Origin of the sequence: Brucella anthropi, from assembly GCF_046630315.1 — a bacterium.
In the GTDB taxonomy this organism is placed as follows: domain Bacteria; phylum Pseudomonadota; class Alphaproteobacteria; order Rhizobiales; family Rhizobiaceae; genus Brucella; species Brucella anthropi_A.
Genome location: NZ_LQBD01000035.1, coordinates 1 through 19,399 on the forward strand (window position 1 = coordinate 1; position 19,399 = coordinate 19,399).

Genomic DNA, 19,399 nt, shown 5'->3' on the forward strand with positions numbered 1-19,399 from the left:
TAGCCGCGCTCGGTAATCTGCGCGACAGCATCGCGCTTGAACTCGTCACTGAAATTGCCAGACCCCATCATGGCCTCCTTGCCTCAAAAATAGGGAAGAAAGCGTCCACAAATCTAGGGGCTATTCAGGGCAGAAAATGGGACAACATCGCATGAGCTTGCGGCAATGTATGGATGGGCATCGACACAGATGGCGGAAGTCTACACCAGGAAGGCGGATAAAAACCGGCTTGCGGAACGTGCCGCGAACAAGCTATTCCCTAACCAATAAACAAGGTTAGGGAAGCGTCAAAAATAACACAACAGAAACAGTATCTTACAAAACGCCTGAAACTTTTATGTAAGGTGCCACCGGAAAAGCCATCGCAATTTGGACGGCAAGCGAGGAAAAGATGGATATTCGCCAGATAGACGACAATTTTTCGGTCTCGGGCCAGATTGAGCCAGATGACCTGCGCGATATTGCTGCGGAGGGATTTCGAACGATCATCTGCAATCGGCCCGATGGAGAAGGCGGACCTGAACAGCCCGCATTCAGCGAAATTGCACGGGTCGCTGAAAAAGCCGGACTTGCAGCCTATTATATCCCGGTCGTTGGCGGGCAGATGACGCAGGACGATGTCGATGCCATGGCAGCAGCCCTCGACGAAGCCGAAGGCCCTGTTCTTGGTTACTGCCGGTCAGGTGCCCGCTCTACGAATATTTACGGAATCGTGCAGCAGCAAAAGCGCGGATAAAGAATGAGCGCAGGCTATGGGGGCGGTGAAGCCGCAAAGGCATTTCGACAGTCTTTGCAAACATGGTGCTCACCGTCCTGAAAGTCGGGTCCGACCCGAATGCATACCACGCGCGGTATGAGCGCAGTATTGGCGATAGTAGCTCATGCCGGTACGAGTGACCGTGGCGGCCACACCGCCCAGAACGAAAAGCCAGCCAATGGCCTGTGGCCAATTGAAACTTTCAATCCCGCCGCTCAGCGCCACAATAAAGATACCGGCCCATAACAGGGCCGCAGTACGGCGCCAGAATACCGGATTGAGCTCGTCGAAGACGGCCTTCCACAATGAGTGAACAAGACATGCGAAAAACAGGGCCGCGGCCAACCCGATATTGAGCAACTCGACCGGAAGCCATTGTTGCGAAGTGAGCATCGTTTCCATCATCCACTTAACCAAGATCCGTATCGAGAAAACCCATTATTCGGTTTATCTTTACGATCCCAACTATTGTTACTGTTCGTCCCATTCAGCTTTCGCTTTGTGGCCGCAACGTGTTAGAAGCACGGAAAGCTCCTTGGGATAAATTCACTTATTATTGCGTTCACGCGAAATATCGTGTTGAAAACATTACTCTATTCGTGGTGGCAAGCACCCCGGTACGCAATGCAACCCCTTCCAGAGTCTAGGGAATTTGCGGTTGCAAGACCCGAGCAGCCGGCTGCAAATTTTGTTCACGGCTGCGCTGGGTAACAGCTCTGTAACAATTCGGCATAGAAAATAGAGGCCCGGAAAGGCCAGAACTACGCCGTTATTCACAAGCTTGGAGCTTATTAACCGGCTTTTACTTGCGCGCCATCCATTTTGCTGTGAGACGTCGAAGATGGGCCTACAAAAGCTGGCACATTGGCAGGCCGCCCGAACAGGAAACCCTGAACCTGCTCACAGCCTTCTTCGATCACCATGCGATGCTGATCAAAGGTTTCTATGCCCTCAGCCACCACCGGCAGATCCAGGCTGCGGCCCAATCCGACAATGGCGCGCACAATGGCCCGCGCGCTGACATCTGTTTCCATGCTGGTTATAAAACTGCGGTCGATCTTGATCTTGTCGAAGGGGAAGCTCTGCAGATTGCTGAGTGACGAATAACCGGTGCCGAAATCGTCCATGACAATACGGACACCCAATTTCTTCATGCGACGCAGCAGTTCAAGCGTCGTCGAACGATCCTTCATCAGAGCAGATTCCGTTACCTCCAACTCCAGCCTCGTCGGATCGAGGCCTGTCTCCGCCAGAACCGAATGGACTATATCGGGCAGATTAACGAGCCGGAACTGTACCGGTGACAGGTTGACTGCAATAGTCAGATGCTTTTCCCACCCGGCGGCCGCGCGGCAAGCCTCGCGCAAAACCCACTCGCCCAATGCTACGATTGCGCCTGTTTCCTCAGCGATAGGGACGAATACCTCCGGTGGTATCTGGCCGCGTTCAGGATGGTTCCAGCGAACCAGCGCCTCATAGCCGGTGCAACTGCCATCGGCAGTCGCAAACAATGGTTGATAGGCAACGGCGATCTGTCCTCGAACCATCGCGTGGCGCAGATCTGCCTCCATCTGACGGCGCTCCCTGATCTCGCGATCCATTTCCGGTGAATAGAACGCGACCCTGCCACGCCCTTCCGTCTTCGCCCGGTAAAGGGCGATATCCGCCGCGTGGCGAATTGTTTCGGCGTCCTTGCCGTCATTCGGATATATGGCCACGCCGATGCTGACGCCGACCGCGGTAGGATCGAGCACCGTGTTCATTTCCGACCGGAAAATATCCAGAATTTTATCGGACAGTGTTCTTGCGCCTTTGGGTTGCGGCACCCCTGCCTGTAAAACAAGGAACTCATCGCCGCCGATACGTGCCGCCGTGTCGATACCGTTGATGGAACGCTTCAAGATGCTGGAAACGGTTTTCAACACCCGATCGCCTTCGGCGTGGCCAAAAATGTCGTTCACAGCCTTGAACCGATCCAGATCAAGCGCCAACACCGCAAAAGGCTCGCGGCTGCGCCGCGCAACAGCATTTGCTAGGCGCTCCTCAAAGAACATGCGATTGGGCAAATCCGTCAGTGCATCATGCCGCGCCATATGTTCAATCTGGCGCTGAGCCGCCCGCTTTTCAGTAAGATCCCGGACCGCCAGAACCTCGCACGGACGCCCCTGATATTCGATCGTGTGGACAGCAAGCTCAAAAATGCGCTCATCATTCGGGAACCGGGGAGCCGCTTCAATCGCTTCCGAACGGGGAGAACAAACGGAAAGCCCATCAGCCGCGAGCAACAGGCTATCCGGTGCAACACCGGCCAGCGCCTTTTCACTACAGCGCATGAGATCGGAAAAACGAGCATTCACCTCAACGATTTTCCCATCCCGGATCACGGCCAAACCATCCAGTGTGGCATTCGCAAATCCTTTGAGGTCTGTCATGTAACGGTCGACAAATACAGCAACAATCGTCGTCAGCGCCACGACACAAACAACGGCGGCTATCGCGCCGATCAACCAGAGACGACTGCTCCCCAGAGGATCGGCCGCTGGAAGGGTCGGGTTCGCAACCAACCTGGTTGACGCAACCGCGGTGAAATGGAGCGTGCAGACAGCCAGAATTCCCCCCACAGTCGGAGGCAGAACCCGCCTCCAGCCCGAAGCATTCATGACAAACCAGAATGCAACCAGCAGAAACACAACCGTTACCGCACCGCCTATTATAATGGGTAGAGTTTCATACTCGATATTGGCTGCCGCCTTGATTGCGCTCATACCGGTAAAGTGCATCGCCACGATTGATAGCGTCGCAGAAATGGCAGCGGTCAGAACATATTTGAATGCAGGCCCCTTGAGAAAGTGGAGGCTTAGCCAGAAGCCCAATACGGCTATCGCCGCCGAGAGTACGGTCGTTGTGAAATCAAACTCGATCGCCACGGTCCCGCGATAGGCAAGCATGGCCACAAAATGAGTGGCCCACACGCCCAACCCGCCTGCAAAGGCGCTCGTCGCCAGCCAATTGTTACGCCGACTTTCCGTGCATTCCCGTGCGCGGGCAAACAGCAGGAAAAAGGCGAACATGCTCGCGAATGAAATCGATGCGGCCAAGACCACGAAAGGTTGATCGTGCTGGACCGTTACGCACTCCAGAACCTGGAACATGCCGCCCCCCTGCGCCTGCCCGGGGTGTACTTCTTATAAAATCACAAGCAGAAGCATCACCCGGACTATGTTTTGTTCCCTGGATAAAGTTATCAGTAGGTATTTAAGCAATTCTGAATTACGCACGATCTCCAGTACATCTATAGAACCGCACGCTCGGCTACTTTCCGAAGCGCCTTCCGATCCGGGCAAGCAATATCACGGGCAGAATCCCGACCACCACGATGGCGAGCGCTGCAATGGACGCTTCCTCATAGGTTCCGCGCGCGGCTTCTCCATAAAGATGCGTCGCGAAAGTTTCGACATTGAGTGGGCGCAGCAAAAGCGTCGCTGGCAGTTCTTTCACGCAGTCAACGAATACGAGCAGGCCAGCCGCCACGATGGCTGTTCTGGATAACGGTAGGTGAACCGCCAAGAATGTTTGTGTCACCCCTCGCCCCAACGTGCGCGACGCGTGATCCAGAGACGGGGGTATGCGCTGCAGCCCTGAATCCATGCCACCAGCGGAGATTGCTAGGAAACGCACGACATAGGCATAGATAACAGCCGTACCTGTTCCGATCAGCACCAATCCTGCTGAAAATCCAAGGAAATGTGACGTAAACTGATTGAGGAGACGGTCAAAACCGCCAGCGACAACCAGAATGCCGATAGCGATCACCGTTCCGGGCGCCGCATAACCCATTGTCGACAGGCGATAAGACCAGCGGGCAATCGCCCCCGGAAAAAGCCGGACTGCATAGGCAACAAGCACACCGCAAAACAGCACCAGAACTGTCGCCACCGAAGCCAGGGTGACCGTGTTGAAAGCTTCACCGACCAGCCGGGGGGAAATTCCGGCAAAGCGAATGCGTTTCATGGCCTCCACGACCAGATAGATTGCAGGCACAATAAATCCGATAATAATCGGCAGCGAGCAGAGACAGAACAGCCAGGCGGCGCGTCCTCTCCTGACTTTCAGCGGCTCAAAACCGCGCGAATGACGAATATTGGACGCAAAGCGCTGTTTGCGCCGCGCCCAGCGCTCCATTGAAACGAGGCCGACGACCAGAAACAGCAGAGCGAGCGCCAATTGTGCCGCTCCCGGCAAATCCGAACGCGTTATCCATGTCGTATAGATCGAAACGGTCAATGTGCGAACGCCCAGAAACTCGGCAGCGCCCACATCGTTCAGCGTTTCCATCAAGGCCAGGCTGACACCAACCGCCACTGCGGGCCGGGCAAGCGGCAATGCAACGCGCCAGAAAATGCCTTTGCGACTGACGCCCAGCGTCCTGGCTGCCTCAATGAGGCTGGCGGACTGGGTGAGAAACATCGCCCTTGTCGGGATATAGACATAGGGGTAGAGAACAAAGCCCAGAAGAATGATGCATCCGGCCATCGAACGAATGTCGGGCAGGCGGAACTGACGCGGACTATCATATCCCAGCACGAAACGAACCGCCCCCTGGACTGGGCCGACGGGATGCAGGATATCAAGATAGGCATAGGCAATAATATAGGTCGGCACGGCCAATGGCAGCAGAAGCGCCCATTCCAGCACGCCCCGCCCACGGAAATCGAATGCCGTTACCAGCCACGCTGTCGACGTTCCCACGACGGCAGCGATGAGACCGACCCCGGTGAGCAAAATGACCGTTTCGAGAAATGCGGTGGGCAGGCTGGTGGCAAACAAATGCGCCCACAAGCCCGCCGATCCTCGGGTGGCCTCCCATGCCAGTGCAAGAACCGGCAGCAAAACCAGAGTTGCGACAAAGGCCGAGAGCCATAGCCAGTTGCGTCCCGCCCTTGCCGGCTGCAAAATCTGTTTCCGCATGGCTGGAAGAATTTCCATTGGCCTCTCTATAGTGCGACGCCGGCGCATCAAATGCACCGGCGCTATTTTTCTCAGTTCATTCGGCTTTTAATTATCGAAGCCAACTTTGTCGACCAGTTCGCTCGCCTGCTTGCGATGGCTGACGATTTCGGACAGCGGGACGCTGTCGATCTTCAGCTCCCCGAAGGATTTCACGATCGGATCAAGCGGCGCACCGGGCTTGACCGGATATTCGTAATTGGCCTTTGCGTAAATCTGCTGCGCCTCATCGGAGACCAGATATTCCAGCAGCTTGACCGCTTCCTCCTTATGCGGCGCGTGCTTAGCAACAGCGGCACCGCTGATATTGACCTGCGTGCCGCCATCCTTGAAGGTCGGCAGCAAAACCTTGATGCCCTCGCCCCAGGCCTTCTGTTCGTCGCCACCCTTGCCCGAACGCATCAGACCGACATAGTAGGAATTTGCCACGGCGATATCGCAGATACCGCCTACGATGTCCTTGGCACCGTCACGGTCGCCGCCTGCGGCCTTGCGCGCAAGATTGCCCTTGAGACCTGTCAGCCATTCCTCAGTCTTTTCGACACCATGATGCGCGATATAATCGGCGAAAAGGGCCGTATTATAGGGATGCTGGCCAGCGCGGATGCAAATCTTCCCCTTCCACTTCGGATCGGAAAGATCCTCATAAGTAATCTCGTCGAGTTCGAGATCCTTATCCGCATAAACCACCCGTGCGCGCATGGAGAGTGCAAACCAATTATCCTTCGCATCGCGAAGCTGCTCAGGGACAGCATCCTTCAATATTTTGGAATCGATCGGCTGGGTAAGGCCCTTGTCAACCAGATCGACCAGATTGCCGGCATCGACCGTCATGAGAATATCGGCAGGAGAATTCGCGCCTTCGGAGGCCACTCGCTCTGCCAGACCATCCTTCAGAAAGACCGTATTGACGGTGATCCCCGTGGACGATTTGAAAGCATCAAGCAGGGGCTGAATGAGGCCCGGCTCGCGCGTCGTGTAAATGTTCACCTCATTTGCGTGGGCAGCGCCTGCTAGAAGCGTGGCGGCAACGAGAGCAAGACCAGAACGCGCGAATTTCGACATTTTACCTCCAGATGGACCTATTTCATTCCGAATTATGAGTGCACTAATCAAGTTATACGAGGCGGATCGCAGACGGTCAATCGTTCGGGTAAGGTTGACGCGTCATATTTGCCATCCTTTGGGAAGATGAGCGCCTTTTCCCAGTGCGGGCGGAGAAAGATATCAGTGGCAACCGGTGGAAGTCGCAAATCTGCGCGCACGCGCAAGGGCGGAGCCGCATCCCCCACCCGCACAACCAGTTCCTCAATATCACCGAGGAAGGTGCGCGTTTCGATACGGCCATGCAGTAAAGCATCGCTGGACGCAGCGTCGGGCAGAATGGTGAAATCACGCGGGCGCAGGTAAACAAACGCTTCGGCATTGGGTTCAAGCTGTTCGGCTATTGCAAAGGCTCCAAAGGGAGTGACCAACTGCCCGCCTTCGACCTTTCCCGGTATTGTATTGAAGTCACAGAAGAAATCTGCCGCGTAGCGGTTCACCGGCTGGTCATGGAGTTCACGTGCGGGCCCGCTCTGGACGATCGCGCCCGATCGCATCAACACCACGCGGTCCCCTGTGGAGAGCGCTTCTTCAGCTTCGTGCGTCACGATAATCGCCGTCGTCCCGACGTCTCTTAGCAAAGCCACCGTCTCGCGACGAACCCTGGCCCGCAGACCTCTATCAAGGTTCGAAAAAGGCTCGTCCATCAAAAGAAGATGCGGTTTTGGAGCGAGGGCGCGGATAAGGGCAACACGTTGCTGTTCGCCGCCTGACAGCATGTGCGGATAGCGATCCGCCATGTGTGAAAGGGAAACCAGTTTGAGAAGTTCTTCGGCCCGTGCATTTGCTTCGTCGCGCGGCATTTTCCGCAAACCGAACAGAATGTTTTCCCTGACTGTCAGATGCGGAAACAGGGCATAATCCTGAAAGACAACTCCCACGTTCCGCTTTTCCGGCTCAATAAAAACAGAAGGGCCAACAAGCATCTTGCCCCCCATCGTGAGTGTGCCACGGTCTGGAGCATCGATGCCCGCGATGATACGCAACAGGGAAGTCTTGCCGCAGCCGGAGTGGCCAACAAGGCAAATAATCTCGCCCGCATGCACATCGAGCGAAACGCCATCAAGCGCATGCACCGCACCAAACTGACGGCCGATACCGGACAAAACGAGCGCCGGACCGGAATGGCCGGAAACCTGTCTTTCATCGTGCGGGTTGCGTGCATCCATAAGCAAGATCGCGTGTCCAGATTGCTGTTTTAGCGGATATAGAGACACATTCTCCAGAAAGCTACCTAAACAGGATGAATTATCTCATGAATATCGCGATTAAGTATTTCTTGAATGCGTTAACTGGTTGATTGCCGACGAAAAGCGCGCCATGTTCGCAGCGCTTCCACATGCCCAAATCACCCAATCACACCGCAGGAGAATACCGAAATGGGGCCGGTCACGGATAAGGTGGCGACAGCCGACAGCTTGCCGCAGGAAACTAAAATCGCGATTATCGGCGGCGGCGTGATTGGTGTTTCCACCGCCCTGTTTCTGGCGGAACGCGGTATTCCCGTCACACTCCTTGAGAAGGGGGAGATCGCTGGCGAACAGTCCAGCCGCAACTGGGGCTGGTGTCGGCGCACCGGGCGTGACAGCCGCGAAATGCCGCTTATCGTCGAGAGCATGCGACTGTGGGAAGGCATGAATGAGCGCACAGGTCGCGAAACCGGTTTCCGCATTACCGGAATTGCCTATACGGCTGAAAAAGAAGAACAAATGGCGCTCTATGCCGAATGGATCAACATAGCGCGCGAGCATGGTATTAAAACAGAACTTCTCAATGCCAGGCAGGCTGGCGCACTTGCACCGGGTATCAATCGCCGTCTTGCAGGCGGCATGATTACTCCGCTCGACGGCCGCGCGGAACCGCAAAAGGCTGTCCCGGCATTTGCTGCAAAAGCGCAAGAGAGTGGTGCCGTCATTCTGCAAAACTGTGCCGTACGCGGCATCGAAACGACCAATGGCCGCGTCACGGCGGTCCTCACTGAAAAAGGGCGACTGCGCTGTGAGGCGGTGGTCGTTGCTGGCGGTGCCTGGTCCAGACTGATTGTCTCTGCCTTCGACACCCATCTGCCGCAATTGAAAGTGCGTTCTTCCGTATTCCGGACCGCACCCATCGATGCCGGTGTTGAGCCTGCAATTGCGTTTTCAGACTTTGCGCTGCGCAAAAGATTGGATGGCGGCTATACGGTTGCAAGCCTTGGAGGCTCCATCGCCGATATCGTGCCTGACAGCTTCCGGTTCTTCCGTGATTTTCTACCATCGCTTTCGACCGAATGGCGATCATTGCGCTTCAGGTTTGGCGAGCGCTTCTTCGAGGAGGCTTTCCAATGGAAGCTTCGCCCGGCCGATCAGGTCTCCATCTTCGAGAAAATCCGCACACTTGACCCTGCCCCACATAAGGCGGCCAATGCTCAAGTACTCGCGAAGCTGAAGCAGGCAATCCCGTCTTTCGCATCGGCTGCAATAGCGCAGGAATGGGCTGGACTCATCGACACGATGCCGGATGTCATCCCGGTTATTTCCCCCATTCCGGGCGTCGAAGGACTGATTGTCGCCACAGGCTTTTCAGGCCATGGCTTCGGTATTGGTCCCGGCGCCGGCAAGCTTGTCGCGGATATGGTGACGGGTGAAACGCCGGTTGTTGATCCTGCGGCGTTTCACATATCGCGTTTTTCAGATGGCTCCAAAATCCGCATCGAAAACTGGGGATAGGTTTTCGTTCCGGATTATTCGATCACACCACAGGCCAAGCGTGCCCCACCACCGCCAAGCGGTTTGGGCTCGTCGGAATAATTGTCGCCGCCAACATGGACCATCAAAGCCCTGCCCTTGATTTCATCCAATGTCTTGAGGCGCGGAGCCGTGACGGTTTCCCTTACATTGCCGTCAGCATCGGCCTTGAGAAAAGGCAAGTCACCAAGATGCCCCTCGCCTTCCGGCCCCATATGATGCTTGGAATGCGAGGGGTCGAAATGTCCACCGGCAGCCAAGGCCGGAACAATTTTTCCGTCCTGTTCACCGGGTGCACAACTTCCATTCTCGTGAACATGAAAACCATGCTCACCGGCAGGAAGGCCATGCAAATCAGCCTTGAACTGTAATCCATCGGCAGTTTGGGAGATCGTGACGGTGCCGATTTCCTTCCCCTGTCCCGTCGGCAAGGCTTCGTAGAGTTTGACACTCGTATCGGCTGCGAAAGCGGGCACTGTCAGAAGCATCATCGTGGAAGCAATCAATAGCTGCTGCATATTTTTCTCCTAGAGCATTTCCAGCAAAAGTGCGAAGCGGTTTTGCGTGAGGCAAATGCGACGAAACAAATAGTTAGAGCCGTTCCAGCGATTCCGTTTTAACCGGAATCACTCTAGTCGCGACAATTCGCGACGAAGAGACAACGCACAACGCGTAAAATTGTTCGAAAAATAATTTTGATGAAGGAAGGGCCGCGTAAAAAAGCGCCTGGCTATAATGACGCGGCCCGTAAGCCTATACCGTTACGAACTGCGCCATCATGCCCACATCTTCATGTTCCAGAACGTGGCAATGAAACATGAATGGATGGCTTTTCGCCGCTTCACGGTCGAAATGGACCAATATTTCGGCCCGACCATCGATCAAAGCGGTATCCTTCCATCCGGATTGGTGCGCGGGCGGGGCCTTGCCGTTCAACGAAAGAATGCGAAATGACGCGCCATGGATATGAAATGGATGCGCCATCTCTTTCGTCGCGAGCTCCCATATTTCCCAGGACCCAAGCTTGGCCTCGACATCAATGCGCTCCATATCGAACGGCTTGCCCGCAATTGCCATTTCCACGCCCGAGGTCAAAGCTTCAAGCGCAGGCCCGGCATCGGCGGAACTTCTGGCGCCATGCATATCATGATCCATCGCGCCCGCCGGCATCGAACCCATGTCCATATTGCCCATATTATGCCCGGCATGGGGATCGGCTGACGGTTTTGCCATCATCAGCTTCATGTTTTCCGCCGTCCGCTCGTCGAAGAAGAATGAACGGCGCCTTGCGGAAAGTTTTTCATCCGGCGCGTCGGGACCATCGAGACGATCTGGAAGGGTCGTGATCTTTCCTTGCAATGCAGCGTCCACGACAAACCGCATCAAAGGCAGATCGTCACCGCCGCTATCACCACCGTAGGTCAGCAAATCAGCCGCTTCGCCCCTGGAAAAATCAACCAGAACTTCGTAGCGCTCGCCGGGGCTGATGGTCAGCCTTTCAACCGGTTCCGGTTTTCCAATGAAACCGCCGTCCGATGCAATAACAAGCAAGGGCCTATTGTCGCTTAGACGGATATGGAAGTTCCGCGCATTGGCACCGTTCAGGATGCGCAGACGGACAATGGATGCCGGAACACGTGCCTGCGGTGAAACGACACCGTTCACGATAAGCCTGTCGCCACGGAAACCGTGCATCAGATCCATGATATCGGGCTGGTAGACCTTATCGCCCTCAATTACCCGCCGGTCCTGAAGCACCAGCGGAATATCGTCCACACCGTAATCCTCCGGCAGGCCACGTTCGGCGTCCTTGCCGTCAGTCACCACCATCAAACCCGCAATACCCATATGCGCCTGGCGGGCCGTGTTTCCGTGCAGATGCGGATGGAACCAGTTGAACGAAGCCGGCTGATTAACCGTGACTTTCGGCTTCCACGCTGCGCCCGCAGCAATCAGATTATGTGGCCCGCCATCAAGCACGGACGGAACGAAAAGTCCGTGCCAATGAAGCGTCGTCTCTTCATCCATGCCGTTTTCGACGGCGAGAGTGACTGTTTCACCATTCTTCAAGCGCACCAGCGGGCCAAGATAGGCACCATTGATGCCAGCCGAGGCTGCTTCGCTTCCCTCTTCAAAACTATGCCGCCCCGTCTGGACCTTGAGTTTGACGACACCTGATGCATCGGGTTCGAGGAGCGGTGGCAAAGGCAGCGGGCGACCGGATTGAGCCGTTGATGGGGCCGATGCACCGTGGTCCATATGCTGATGTGCGTTTTGGGCCCTGCTGTCGAAAGGGTGAATGACAGCCATAAAGGCTGTCCCTGCCCCAAGGACAAGCAGGCGGCGGCGTGTAATTCCAGACATGGTAAGTCTCCAGACAATAATCATGATGGCCGTCACAACGGCGACGGCGATTTTGAGATCAAGCCTGAAGCGATATGGGAGGCCGCAGATCCCCATTTGGAGACTTGCCATTCAGCGCTGCAACACACGGCGGCAAACCAAAATCCTGTGCAGGAACAGAAGCGCGCAAATCCGCCGCCAACTGCACAACACAGCCACATGTCATCATGACGCAGGCGTTTGGTGTTTTTGCACCGTGATCCATGGGCGCGGCCTTGCCCTTCGATATGGACGCGCCGTCCATAGGATGCGGCATATTCACATGACATTCGGAAACCGTCGGCACCGACGGCGTGTCATGCGCCATCGCGTAACAGAGCTGAGTGGAAACGAGAAACAGGAACGAGAGCGCCGTCACCAGCACACGGGAAGGCAGGCGCAAGACCGCATGGCCTCGTGCTCTATGCCTCACCCCGATATCGTACCTTGCTCGATACATATTTGTTTCCAAACGACGACATGGAAAATCTAGTCGTCCGCTACGACAATTGAAAGGCCAAGCGGAGCGATGATGGGAATTTTATTCACTTTCACTTTTCTTTCGAAAACAGCCTGTTCGAAATCATAAAGTTGCTCAAAAGCCGTTTTCCGCTTGCGATTCCATATCCCGCGGTTTTAAAGAAATCATATCTCGGGCTCCTCCCCCTAATTTAGACGGCCCGCAAATAGTGGATTTGAAACAATGACTGTCGCTGTAGCGGTTTCCCCGCAGAAAAATTCCGCGCGCCGTGTTCTGGCCGCCAGCATGATCGGCACCACGATCGAATTCTTCGATTTCTATATTTACGCCACCGCTGCGGTGATCGTATTTCCGCATCTCTTCTTCCCCGAGAGCGACGGCAATTCCGCGCTGCTCCAGTCTCTCGCGACTTTCGCGATTGCCTTCTTTGCCCGTCCCATCGGCGGCGCACTCTTCGGCCACTTCGGCGATAAGGTCGGCCGCAAGGCGACACTGGTCGCGGCCCTCATGACCATGGGCATTTCCACGGTCGCCATCGGCTTCCTGCCAACCTATGACTCGATCGGTGTCTGGGCGGCGCTCCTGCTGGCCCTCTGCCGCCTGGGTCAGGGGCTTGGCCTTGGGGGCGAATGGGGTGGGGCTGTATTGCTCGCAACTGAAAATGCTCCGGAAGGCAAGCGTACATGGTATGGAATGTTCCCGCAGCTCGGCGCACCGGTCGGCTTCATTCTGGCAACCGGTATCTTTCTTGGTCTGGCTGAAGCTCTCACCGAAGAACAGTTTTTCGCTTTTGGCTGGCGTATTCCATTCATCGCGAGCGCCCTTCTGGTCGGCGTTGGCCTTTTCATTCGCCTGAAAATTGCCGAAACACCGGAATTCCAGAAAGCAATCGATAAGGCAGAACGTGTGGAAGTGCCGGTCGCGACGCTGTTCAAGCAGCACAAGACCAGCCTTTTCCTCGGCACCATCGGTGCCGTCGCAACCTTCGTGCTGTTCTATCTCATGACGGTCTTTTCGCTGGGTTGGGGTACGCGGGCCCTTGGTTACACCCGCGAGGAATTCCTTATCCTCCAGATGGTCGGCGTGATCTTCTTCGGCCTCATGATTCCAGTGGCAGCACTGCTGTCCGACCGTTTCGGCATGCGCCCGGTCATGATCATCGTCACCGTCCTGATCGGTCTCTACGGCTTCATCATGGCGCCCTTGTTCATGGCTGGCACGGCTGGCGTTCTCGCCTTTCTCATCATCGGTTTCGGCTTGATGGGGCTGACCTATGGCCCGATCGGTGCAGCGCTCGCCGAGCCATTCCCGACTTCGGTTCGCTACACCGGCGCTTCACTGACGTTCAATCTGGCGGGCATTCTCGGTGCTTCGGTTGCACCTTACATCGCGACCTGGCTCGCCACGCACTACAGCTTCGACTATGTCGGATATTACATGTCTGTTGCCGCAGTCGTCTCGCTGATCGGCTTTGTCTTCATTTCGTTCAAGCGCGGCGAATAATAACCGGCCCAAATCAAAAAAACCGCGCGGAGCGATCCGCGCGGGTTTTTCTTTTAGAGAACTTGCCGCTCTTAATCGGCGTCCGCAGCTTCCAGGGCGATAGCCACAGACTGGATAATCGATGCAAAACGCACAGCCGTCTGGATCTTTTCCGACGTCACATTGGCCTTGCGCAGGACATCCTCATGCGCATCGATGCACATGCCGCAACCATTGATCGCGGACACGGCCAGCGACCAGAGTTCAAAGTCAACCTTGTCGACGCCCGGATTGCCGATCACATTCATGCGCAGCTTCGCCGGCATGGTGCGATAATCCTTGTTGGTCGCAAGATGTACGAAGCGGTAATAGACATTGTTCATGCCCATGATCGATGCTGCCGACTTTGCCGCCTGAATGACGGAGGCGTCCACCTTGGCGGCGGCTTCAGCAACAAGTGCCTTGCGCACATCGGCATTGCGGGAGGCAATGCCGCAGGCGACGAACAGGCCGTATTTCTGTTGCGGCGTCAGTGTTTCGTCGCTTGCCATGGACGAAAGATTGAGACGAACATCCTTGGCGAAATCCGGGATCTTTGATTTCAGATCATCAATGGACATGGAAACCCTCTTTATCTGTCATTTTGGATACTCAATACAAGAAAGGCGGGCCTGAACCCGCCTTTTCGTCGATAATCAGGGCCAATCAGGCAGCCTTGAGCGTCTCGCCACCGACTTCGCGGTTGCATGGGCACAGTTCGTCGGTCTGCAATGCATCGAGAACGCGCAGCGTATCCTTCGGAGCGCGACCAACGTTGAGATTGGTTGCGTAAACGTGCTGGATCGTGTTGTCGGGATCGACAACAAAGGTGTAGCGGTATGCCACGCCATCGGGCGAACGAACGCCAAGTCCATCGACCAGCGAGCCGTTGGTATCGGCGAACGACCAGATCGGCAGCTTGTCGAGATCCTTGTGATCGCGACGCCATGCGAGCTTCACGAATTCGTTGTCGGTCGAACCGCCCAGAACGACTGCGTCACGGTCTTCGAAATCGGAAGCAAGACGCGCAAATTCGGCGATTTCCGTCGGGCAAACGAAGGTGAAATCCTTCGGGTAGAAGAAGATAACCTTCCACTTGCCCGCAAAGCTTGCTTCGGTAATGTCTTCAAACGCCGAAACGCCGTTCTCTTCGTGATGGTTGAAGCCGGGCTTTACGCCGGTGACTTTGAAGGAGGGGAGCTTGTCGCCAATACCGAGCATTTCATACCTGCCTGTAAATTCAATTGTTATGCGAGAATTTCTGAATTTTCAGAAATTTCCGCCTGCAATCCATCTATAGAGATTCTTGTTAAATCGGTCAAAGCGATTATAACGATCAAATCCATCGATTTTAACGATGAAACAGATTCAGAAGACCCATGCTCAATATCAGCGTCCGCCAGCTCCATTATTTTATGGCCCTCGTCAAGGCTGGCTCTTTTTCCCGAGCAGCTGAAGTCGTGGGTGTTACCCAATCGACGCTGAGTGCGGCGATACAGGCACTGGAGTCGGAACTTGGCGTAACGCTGATCGATCGTTCGGGCCGCAGAATGCAGCTACTGCCTGCGGGTGAGGATTTTTTGGCCCGTGCCCGAACCATCGTCGCCCTCATTGAAGAATTGCCGGAACATGCACGGCAGGCAGAGCGCCCGCTTACGACCAGATTGCGCATGGGCGTCATCCCGTCGATAGCACCTTTTTTGCTGCCTAAGGTGCTGCCGACCACCGCCAAGGCTTTTCCCGAATTGCAATTGACTATTCGCGAAGGTCTCACGCGCTCCCTGCTCGACAGCCTGCGTTCAGGGTCGCTTGATGTCGCGCTTGTCGCCCATCCCTATGATCTGGATGAATTCGAAGTGGCCGAGCTTGGCCAGGATCCATTTTATCTGGCCGTGCGGCGCGATCACGCGCTGGCCAATCGCGATCAAGTCGAAGCAGATGACTTGCAGGAACAGCCGTTTCTTCTGCTGGAAACCGGGCATTGCCTTCGAGAGCACGTCATGGCCGCCATAGGCTCCACTCCGGCACAGGCGGGCGGCGACGTGCATGCGACATCCATCATGACATTGGTGCAACTGGTCGATTTCGGCATGGGCGTTACACTTTTACCCGAAGTGGCCGTCAAGGCCGGGGTTACGCGCGGAACGCAACTGAGTATCGTCCCTTATGAGGGCAAGAACAATTACCGGTCCCTGGTCCTTGTCTGGCGCTCGAACGCCGCCCGCCGCAACGAGTTTCAGCTTTTTGCCGACCATCTTCGTGGCAAATGCATGAAAATCGCCTAAAAAATTCCCCAGGCACGAAACCGTCCGCGTCCGGTAATTTCTCTAAGGTTCAGCTCCGAAATCAGCGTCAGCGCGCCCTGTTGCGTGACGTGCAGCTCCTTTTCCACCATCAGGCTGGAAATAACGGGGCTGCGCAAAACCATCTCCATCAGTTGCGGCAATCGCGAATTGGATCTTCGCCCTTTAAGTTTGCGCTGCATCTGTTCACGCGCCAGAAGCAGCCGGTCATGTTCCTTCAAGATTGTGTCGACGGCATCTTCAACGCTTTCGAAAAACACCTTGAGACGGATCAGACGGTCGGGCGAACGCCGTTCATCCGGCCTCTTTGCGCGAAGACCAAGACTGATTACCGGTAAATGACCGGTTGCCAAGCCGCTCTGTCGCAGGAAGGCCGCAGTCAGCAACCGCCCGATCCAGGATGAGCGCTGCACAACATCCAGAGAAAACCAGGCATCATGGATCAATGCCGCCCGCATAAGTGGCGGCAGATGCCGTGTCGCAGCAAGGCAATCCTGCCATTCCTGCAAACGCGCATCCTCATCCCAATCGTCGTCATAAAGCAGCGCGTCGCGTGCGGCGGTCTGCCGCCTGGACTTGTCAGCAGCGGCTCCCTTCAAAAGCGCATCCGTTCGCGCAAGCAGGTTATCGATGTCATCGAGCAGCGGATCGCCCCCGTCCTCAACGGCTTCAGACGCTTCTATTGCAGATGGCGTTGTATCGGCTGCGCCCCCCAGCAACCGCCGCAAACCTGCCGGACCAAGGGCCCAATCCGCATGCCTTCCGGCAATCTGCCGACGCATGCGCAATGTCGCATGCGCGATAGTCAGTGCGTGGCTTGGCATCCGACTGTCCATCAGGGCATCGTGCAGGACCAGATCTTCCATATGCACCAGTTCGCCCTCAAGCCACATCGAAGCGACGGCATCATGCATGTGCATCCGCTCGATCATGCCTTCGCGAATGGGCGATCGTGAGAGCCTCTCGTCAAGCCGCACCAAAGCCGCCGTCGCCTTGCTTACGGGGACGAAAAACGCTTCCAACGGCAAATCATCAATCTTGTAGGCCATATCCCGCATATCGCAGCCGATCGCGGGAAAAGGCAAACGAATTTACCGTCTATCCAAGAACTTCCGCAACTTTGACCACGCGTCCCTCCTTGACCGAACGAAGCGCAGCTTCAGCGAGCGCCAGAGCTTGCAAACCGTCCTCGGCCGAGGGGTGCGGCGCCTTGCCTGTATCGAGTGCATCGATGAACGACGCGATTTCGGCGGCGTAGGCAGCCGTATAACGTGTCATGAAAAAGTCGTGCAATGGCGGACGGTTATAACCATCCTTTGAAGCGATCTCGATGGAAACGGGCCGCTGGTTTTCAGCCGAAACGGCCCCAAGCGAACCATGCACTTCGATACGTTGGTCGTAACCGTAGGAAGCACGGCGCGAATTGGAAATCACGCACTGACGCCCGGAGGGAGTCGTCAAAATGACGCTTGCGCTATCATAATCGCCAAGCTCGCCGATCTTCGGATCGACCAGAACCGAAGCGGAAGCCGCAACGCTGTCAATCTCCTCGCCCAGAAGAAAGCGCGCCATGTCGAAATCATGGATGGTCATATCGCGGAAAATGCCGCCTGAAACCTTGATATATTCCGCGGGCGGCGCGCCCGGATCGCGGCTGGTGATCGTTACCATTTCAACCTTCCCGATGCGCCCGTCGTCGATGGCTTGACGAACCGCCGCAAAATGCGGATCGAAACGGCGGTTGAAACCCAGCATCACCTTCGCACCCGTTTCGCGGATGACATCAAGGCAGGCCCGAACGCGCGCAATATCGAGATCAATGGGTTTCTCACAGAAAACAGCCTTGCCCGCGCGCGAAAACCGTTCAATAAGATCGGCATGGGTGTTCGTCGGCGTACAAATCAACACCGCATCTATGTCGTCGGATTTTTCGATAGCGTCGATGGTGCGAACCTCCGCACCCGCAGAATCAGCAATTGCCCGCGCCGCTTCCTCGTTGGCGTCCGCGACAGCAATCAGCCGGGCCCTCTTGTCCGCAGCGATTGCGCCTGCATGAACCTTGCCGATACGGCCCGCGCCGAGCAGTGCCAGACGTGTCACCATTGCCTCATCCTCCCAGGAAACGGCCATTTTCAATGAATGGAGATTACGATGTGGAATATTTATTCTATTTTGCTAGAATGTGGCATAAAGATTGTCAAGAGACCATATTGAAAGGCCCCTGATGGATTCCCCTGCCCCGTCATCAATCAGTGTCCCGGCGAATATCAAGGAATTCGAAGCAAAGCTGCTTGAGGTTTCCGATCGTCTGCCGAAGCGGCTCAAACAGTGCGCGGATTTCGTTGCGGCCAATCAGGATCGCATCGCCGTATCGACCGTGGCCGAGATGGCCGAGGGCGCAGGTGTACAAAGCTCAGCCTTCATGCGCTTTTGCCAGATCATGGGCTTTTCCGGCTTTTCGGAAATGCAGAAGCTTTTCCGGGAATCCTATGCGGGCGGCTGGCCTGACTACTCAACCAGATTGCAGCATTTGCGAGAAACGGCAACAGGCAGCGCTCCCGCCCTCCTCGCCGAATTTGCCGAAGCAGGCCGCACGTCCCTTGAAGGTTTGCTCAAAACCATTGATCCGGAAGCGCTCGAAAAAGCCGTTCAGCTTCTCGCCAGCGCAAAAACAATCCACATTATCGGAATCCGACGTGCTTTTCCCGTCGCAAGCTATCTGGCTTATGCGCTGGAGAAGATGCAGGTTCCCGCCATGCTCCACAGCGCGGTCGGCAAACTGGAAAACCTGCATGCCATCCGCGAAGGCGATGTGCTGCTGGCAATCAGTTTCTCGCCCTATTCGCCCGAAACAATCGCAATGGCAGAAACCGTTGCCGCGCGGGGTATCGATGTCGTCGGCATCACCGACACGTTCGTCAGCCCCATGAGTAAACCCGCCAAACAGACATTGCTCGTTTCTGAAGTGGATTTCGGTGCGTTCCGTTCGCTCTCGGCCACACTATGTCTGGCTATCGCGCTGGCCGTCGCGGTGGGGACGGCACGTCAGGTCGAATAATCATTCTTTCTGTCCCGTTCCATTTTTCAGTTGAAATAGAATAATAAATCCATTTTAATC

General features: G+C 55.7%; 16 protein-coding genes and 1 pseudogene. 5 read left to right on the forward strand and 12 right to left on the reverse strand.

The annotated features are described in order from the left end of the window. The first annotated feature begins 391 nt into the window (after window positions 1-391). Window positions 392-736 (forward strand): TIGR01244 family sulfur transferase, encoded by a 345-nt coding sequence (locus AVM02_RS14820; protein WP_411507691.1) that lies wholly within the window; start codon window positions 392-394, stop codon window positions 734-736. Between the two features lie 69 nt (window positions 737-805). Here AVM02_RS14820 and AVM02_RS14825 read toward each other — a convergent pair whose 3' ends face one another. The 5 genes and pseudogenes from AVM02_RS14825 to AVM02_RS14845 form a co-directional block, all read right to left on the reverse strand. Then, window positions 806-1,162 carry a hypothetical protein gene (locus AVM02_RS14825; protein WP_411507692.1) on the reverse strand — a complete coding sequence of 119 codons (357 nt, stop codon included), beginning with the start codon at window positions 1,160-1,162 and terminating at the stop codon, window positions 806-808. Between the two features lie 386 nt (window positions 1,163-1,548). Beyond that, complete coding sequence (locus AVM02_RS14830; RefSeq protein WP_411507693.1) at window positions 1,549-3,909, reverse strand: EAL domain-containing protein; 2,361 nt, start codon at window positions 3,907-3,909, stop codon at window positions 1,549-1,551. A gap of 160 nt (window positions 3,910-4,069) precedes the next feature. Further along, a complete protein-coding gene (locus tag AVM02_RS14835) occupies window positions 4,070-5,743 on the reverse strand; it encodes an ABC transporter permease (protein ID WP_411507694.1) in 1,674 nt (557 codons plus the stop codon). A 69-nt stretch (window positions 5,744-5,812) separates the two neighbouring features. Next, window positions 5,813-6,829 carry a Fe(3+) ABC transporter substrate-binding protein gene (locus tag AVM02_RS14840; RefSeq protein ID WP_411507695.1) on the reverse strand — a complete coding sequence of 339 codons (1,017 nt, stop codon included), beginning with the start codon at window positions 6,827-6,829 and terminating at the stop codon, window positions 5,813-5,815. Window positions 6,830-6,948: 119 nt separating this feature from the next. Then, a pseudogene (locus tag AVM02_RS14845) lies at window positions 6,949-8,037 on the reverse strand (ABC transporter ATP-binding protein); the annotation flags it as partial. Window positions 8,038-8,247: 210 nt separating this feature from the next. Here AVM02_RS14845 and AVM02_RS14850 point away from each other — a divergent pair. Next, on the forward strand, window positions 8,248-9,576 hold the full coding sequence (locus AVM02_RS14850) for an NAD(P)/FAD-dependent oxidoreductase (protein ID WP_411507696.1): 1,329 nt from the start codon (window positions 8,248-8,250) through the stop codon (window positions 9,574-9,576). 14 nt (window positions 9,577-9,590) lie between these two features. On the opposite strand, the gene sodC is transcribed toward AVM02_RS14850, so the two are convergent. The 3 genes from sodC to AVM02_RS14865 form a co-directional block, all read right to left on the reverse strand. Then, complete coding sequence (gene sodC / locus AVM02_RS14855) at window positions 9,591-10,112, reverse strand: superoxide dismutase [Cu-Zn] SodC (RefSeq protein ID WP_411507697.1); 522 nt, start codon at window positions 10,110-10,112, stop codon at window positions 9,591-9,593. Between the two features lie 235 nt (window positions 10,113-10,347). Then, window positions 10,348-11,958, reverse strand: coding sequence for a multicopper oxidase CueO (cueO, locus tag AVM02_RS14860; protein ID WP_411507698.1), 1,611 nt, complete (start codon window positions 11,956-11,958; stop codon window positions 10,348-10,350). Between the two features lie 58 nt (window positions 11,959-12,016). After that, window positions 12,017-12,436 (reverse strand): hypothetical protein, encoded by a 420-nt coding sequence (locus AVM02_RS14865; protein WP_411507699.1) that lies wholly within the window; start codon window positions 12,434-12,436, stop codon window positions 12,017-12,019. 243 nt (window positions 12,437-12,679) lie between these two features. Here AVM02_RS14865 and AVM02_RS14870 point away from each other — a divergent pair, with 243 nt between their 5' ends. Then, window positions 12,680-13,960, forward strand: a complete 1,281-nt coding sequence (locus tag AVM02_RS14870) for an MFS transporter (protein WP_411507700.1) — start codon at window positions 12,680-12,682, stop codon at window positions 13,958-13,960. A gap of 71 nt (window positions 13,961-14,031) precedes the next feature. Here AVM02_RS14870 and AVM02_RS14875 read toward each other — a convergent pair whose 3' ends face one another. Both AVM02_RS14875 and AVM02_RS14880 read right to left on the reverse strand, forming a co-directional pair. Then, window positions 14,032-14,559, reverse strand: a complete 528-nt coding sequence (locus AVM02_RS14875; RefSeq protein WP_411507701.1) for a carboxymuconolactone decarboxylase family protein — start codon at window positions 14,557-14,559, stop codon at window positions 14,032-14,034. Window positions 14,560-14,644: 85 nt separating this feature from the next. Then, on the reverse strand, window positions 14,645-15,199 hold the full coding sequence (locus tag AVM02_RS14880; protein ID WP_411507702.1) for a peroxiredoxin: 555 nt from the start codon (window positions 15,197-15,199) through the stop codon (window positions 14,645-14,647). A 158-nt stretch (window positions 15,200-15,357) separates the two neighbouring features. Between AVM02_RS14880 and AVM02_RS14885 the strand changes: the two genes are divergently transcribed. Then, window positions 15,358-16,263 carry a hydrogen peroxide-inducible genes activator gene (locus tag AVM02_RS14885; RefSeq protein ID WP_411507703.1) on the forward strand — a complete coding sequence of 302 codons (906 nt, stop codon included), beginning with the start codon at window positions 15,358-15,360 and terminating at the stop codon, window positions 16,261-16,263. Here the strand turns inward: AVM02_RS14885 and AVM02_RS14890 are convergent. Both AVM02_RS14890 and iolG read right to left on the reverse strand, forming a co-directional pair. Then, window positions 16,260-17,330: an RHE_PE00001 family protein gene (locus tag AVM02_RS14890; RefSeq protein WP_411507704.1), complete on the reverse strand. Its 1,071-nt coding sequence runs from the start codon at window positions 17,328-17,330 to the stop codon at window positions 16,260-16,262. The genes AVM02_RS14885 and AVM02_RS14890 overlap by 4 nt on opposite strands. Before the next feature lie 49 nt (window positions 17,331-17,379). Beyond that, entirely contained in the window at window positions 17,380-18,384 is a 1,005-nt protein-coding gene (gene iolG, locus AVM02_RS14895) for an inositol 2-dehydrogenase (protein ID WP_411507705.1), read from the reverse strand. Between the two features lie 121 nt (window positions 18,385-18,505). Between iolG and AVM02_RS14900 the strand changes: the two genes are divergently transcribed. After that, on the forward strand, window positions 18,506-19,339 hold the full coding sequence (locus AVM02_RS14900) for a MurR/RpiR family transcriptional regulator (protein WP_411507706.1): 834 nt from the start codon (window positions 18,506-18,508) through the stop codon (window positions 19,337-19,339). The last annotated feature ends 60 nt before the right edge of the window (window positions 19,340-19,399 follow it).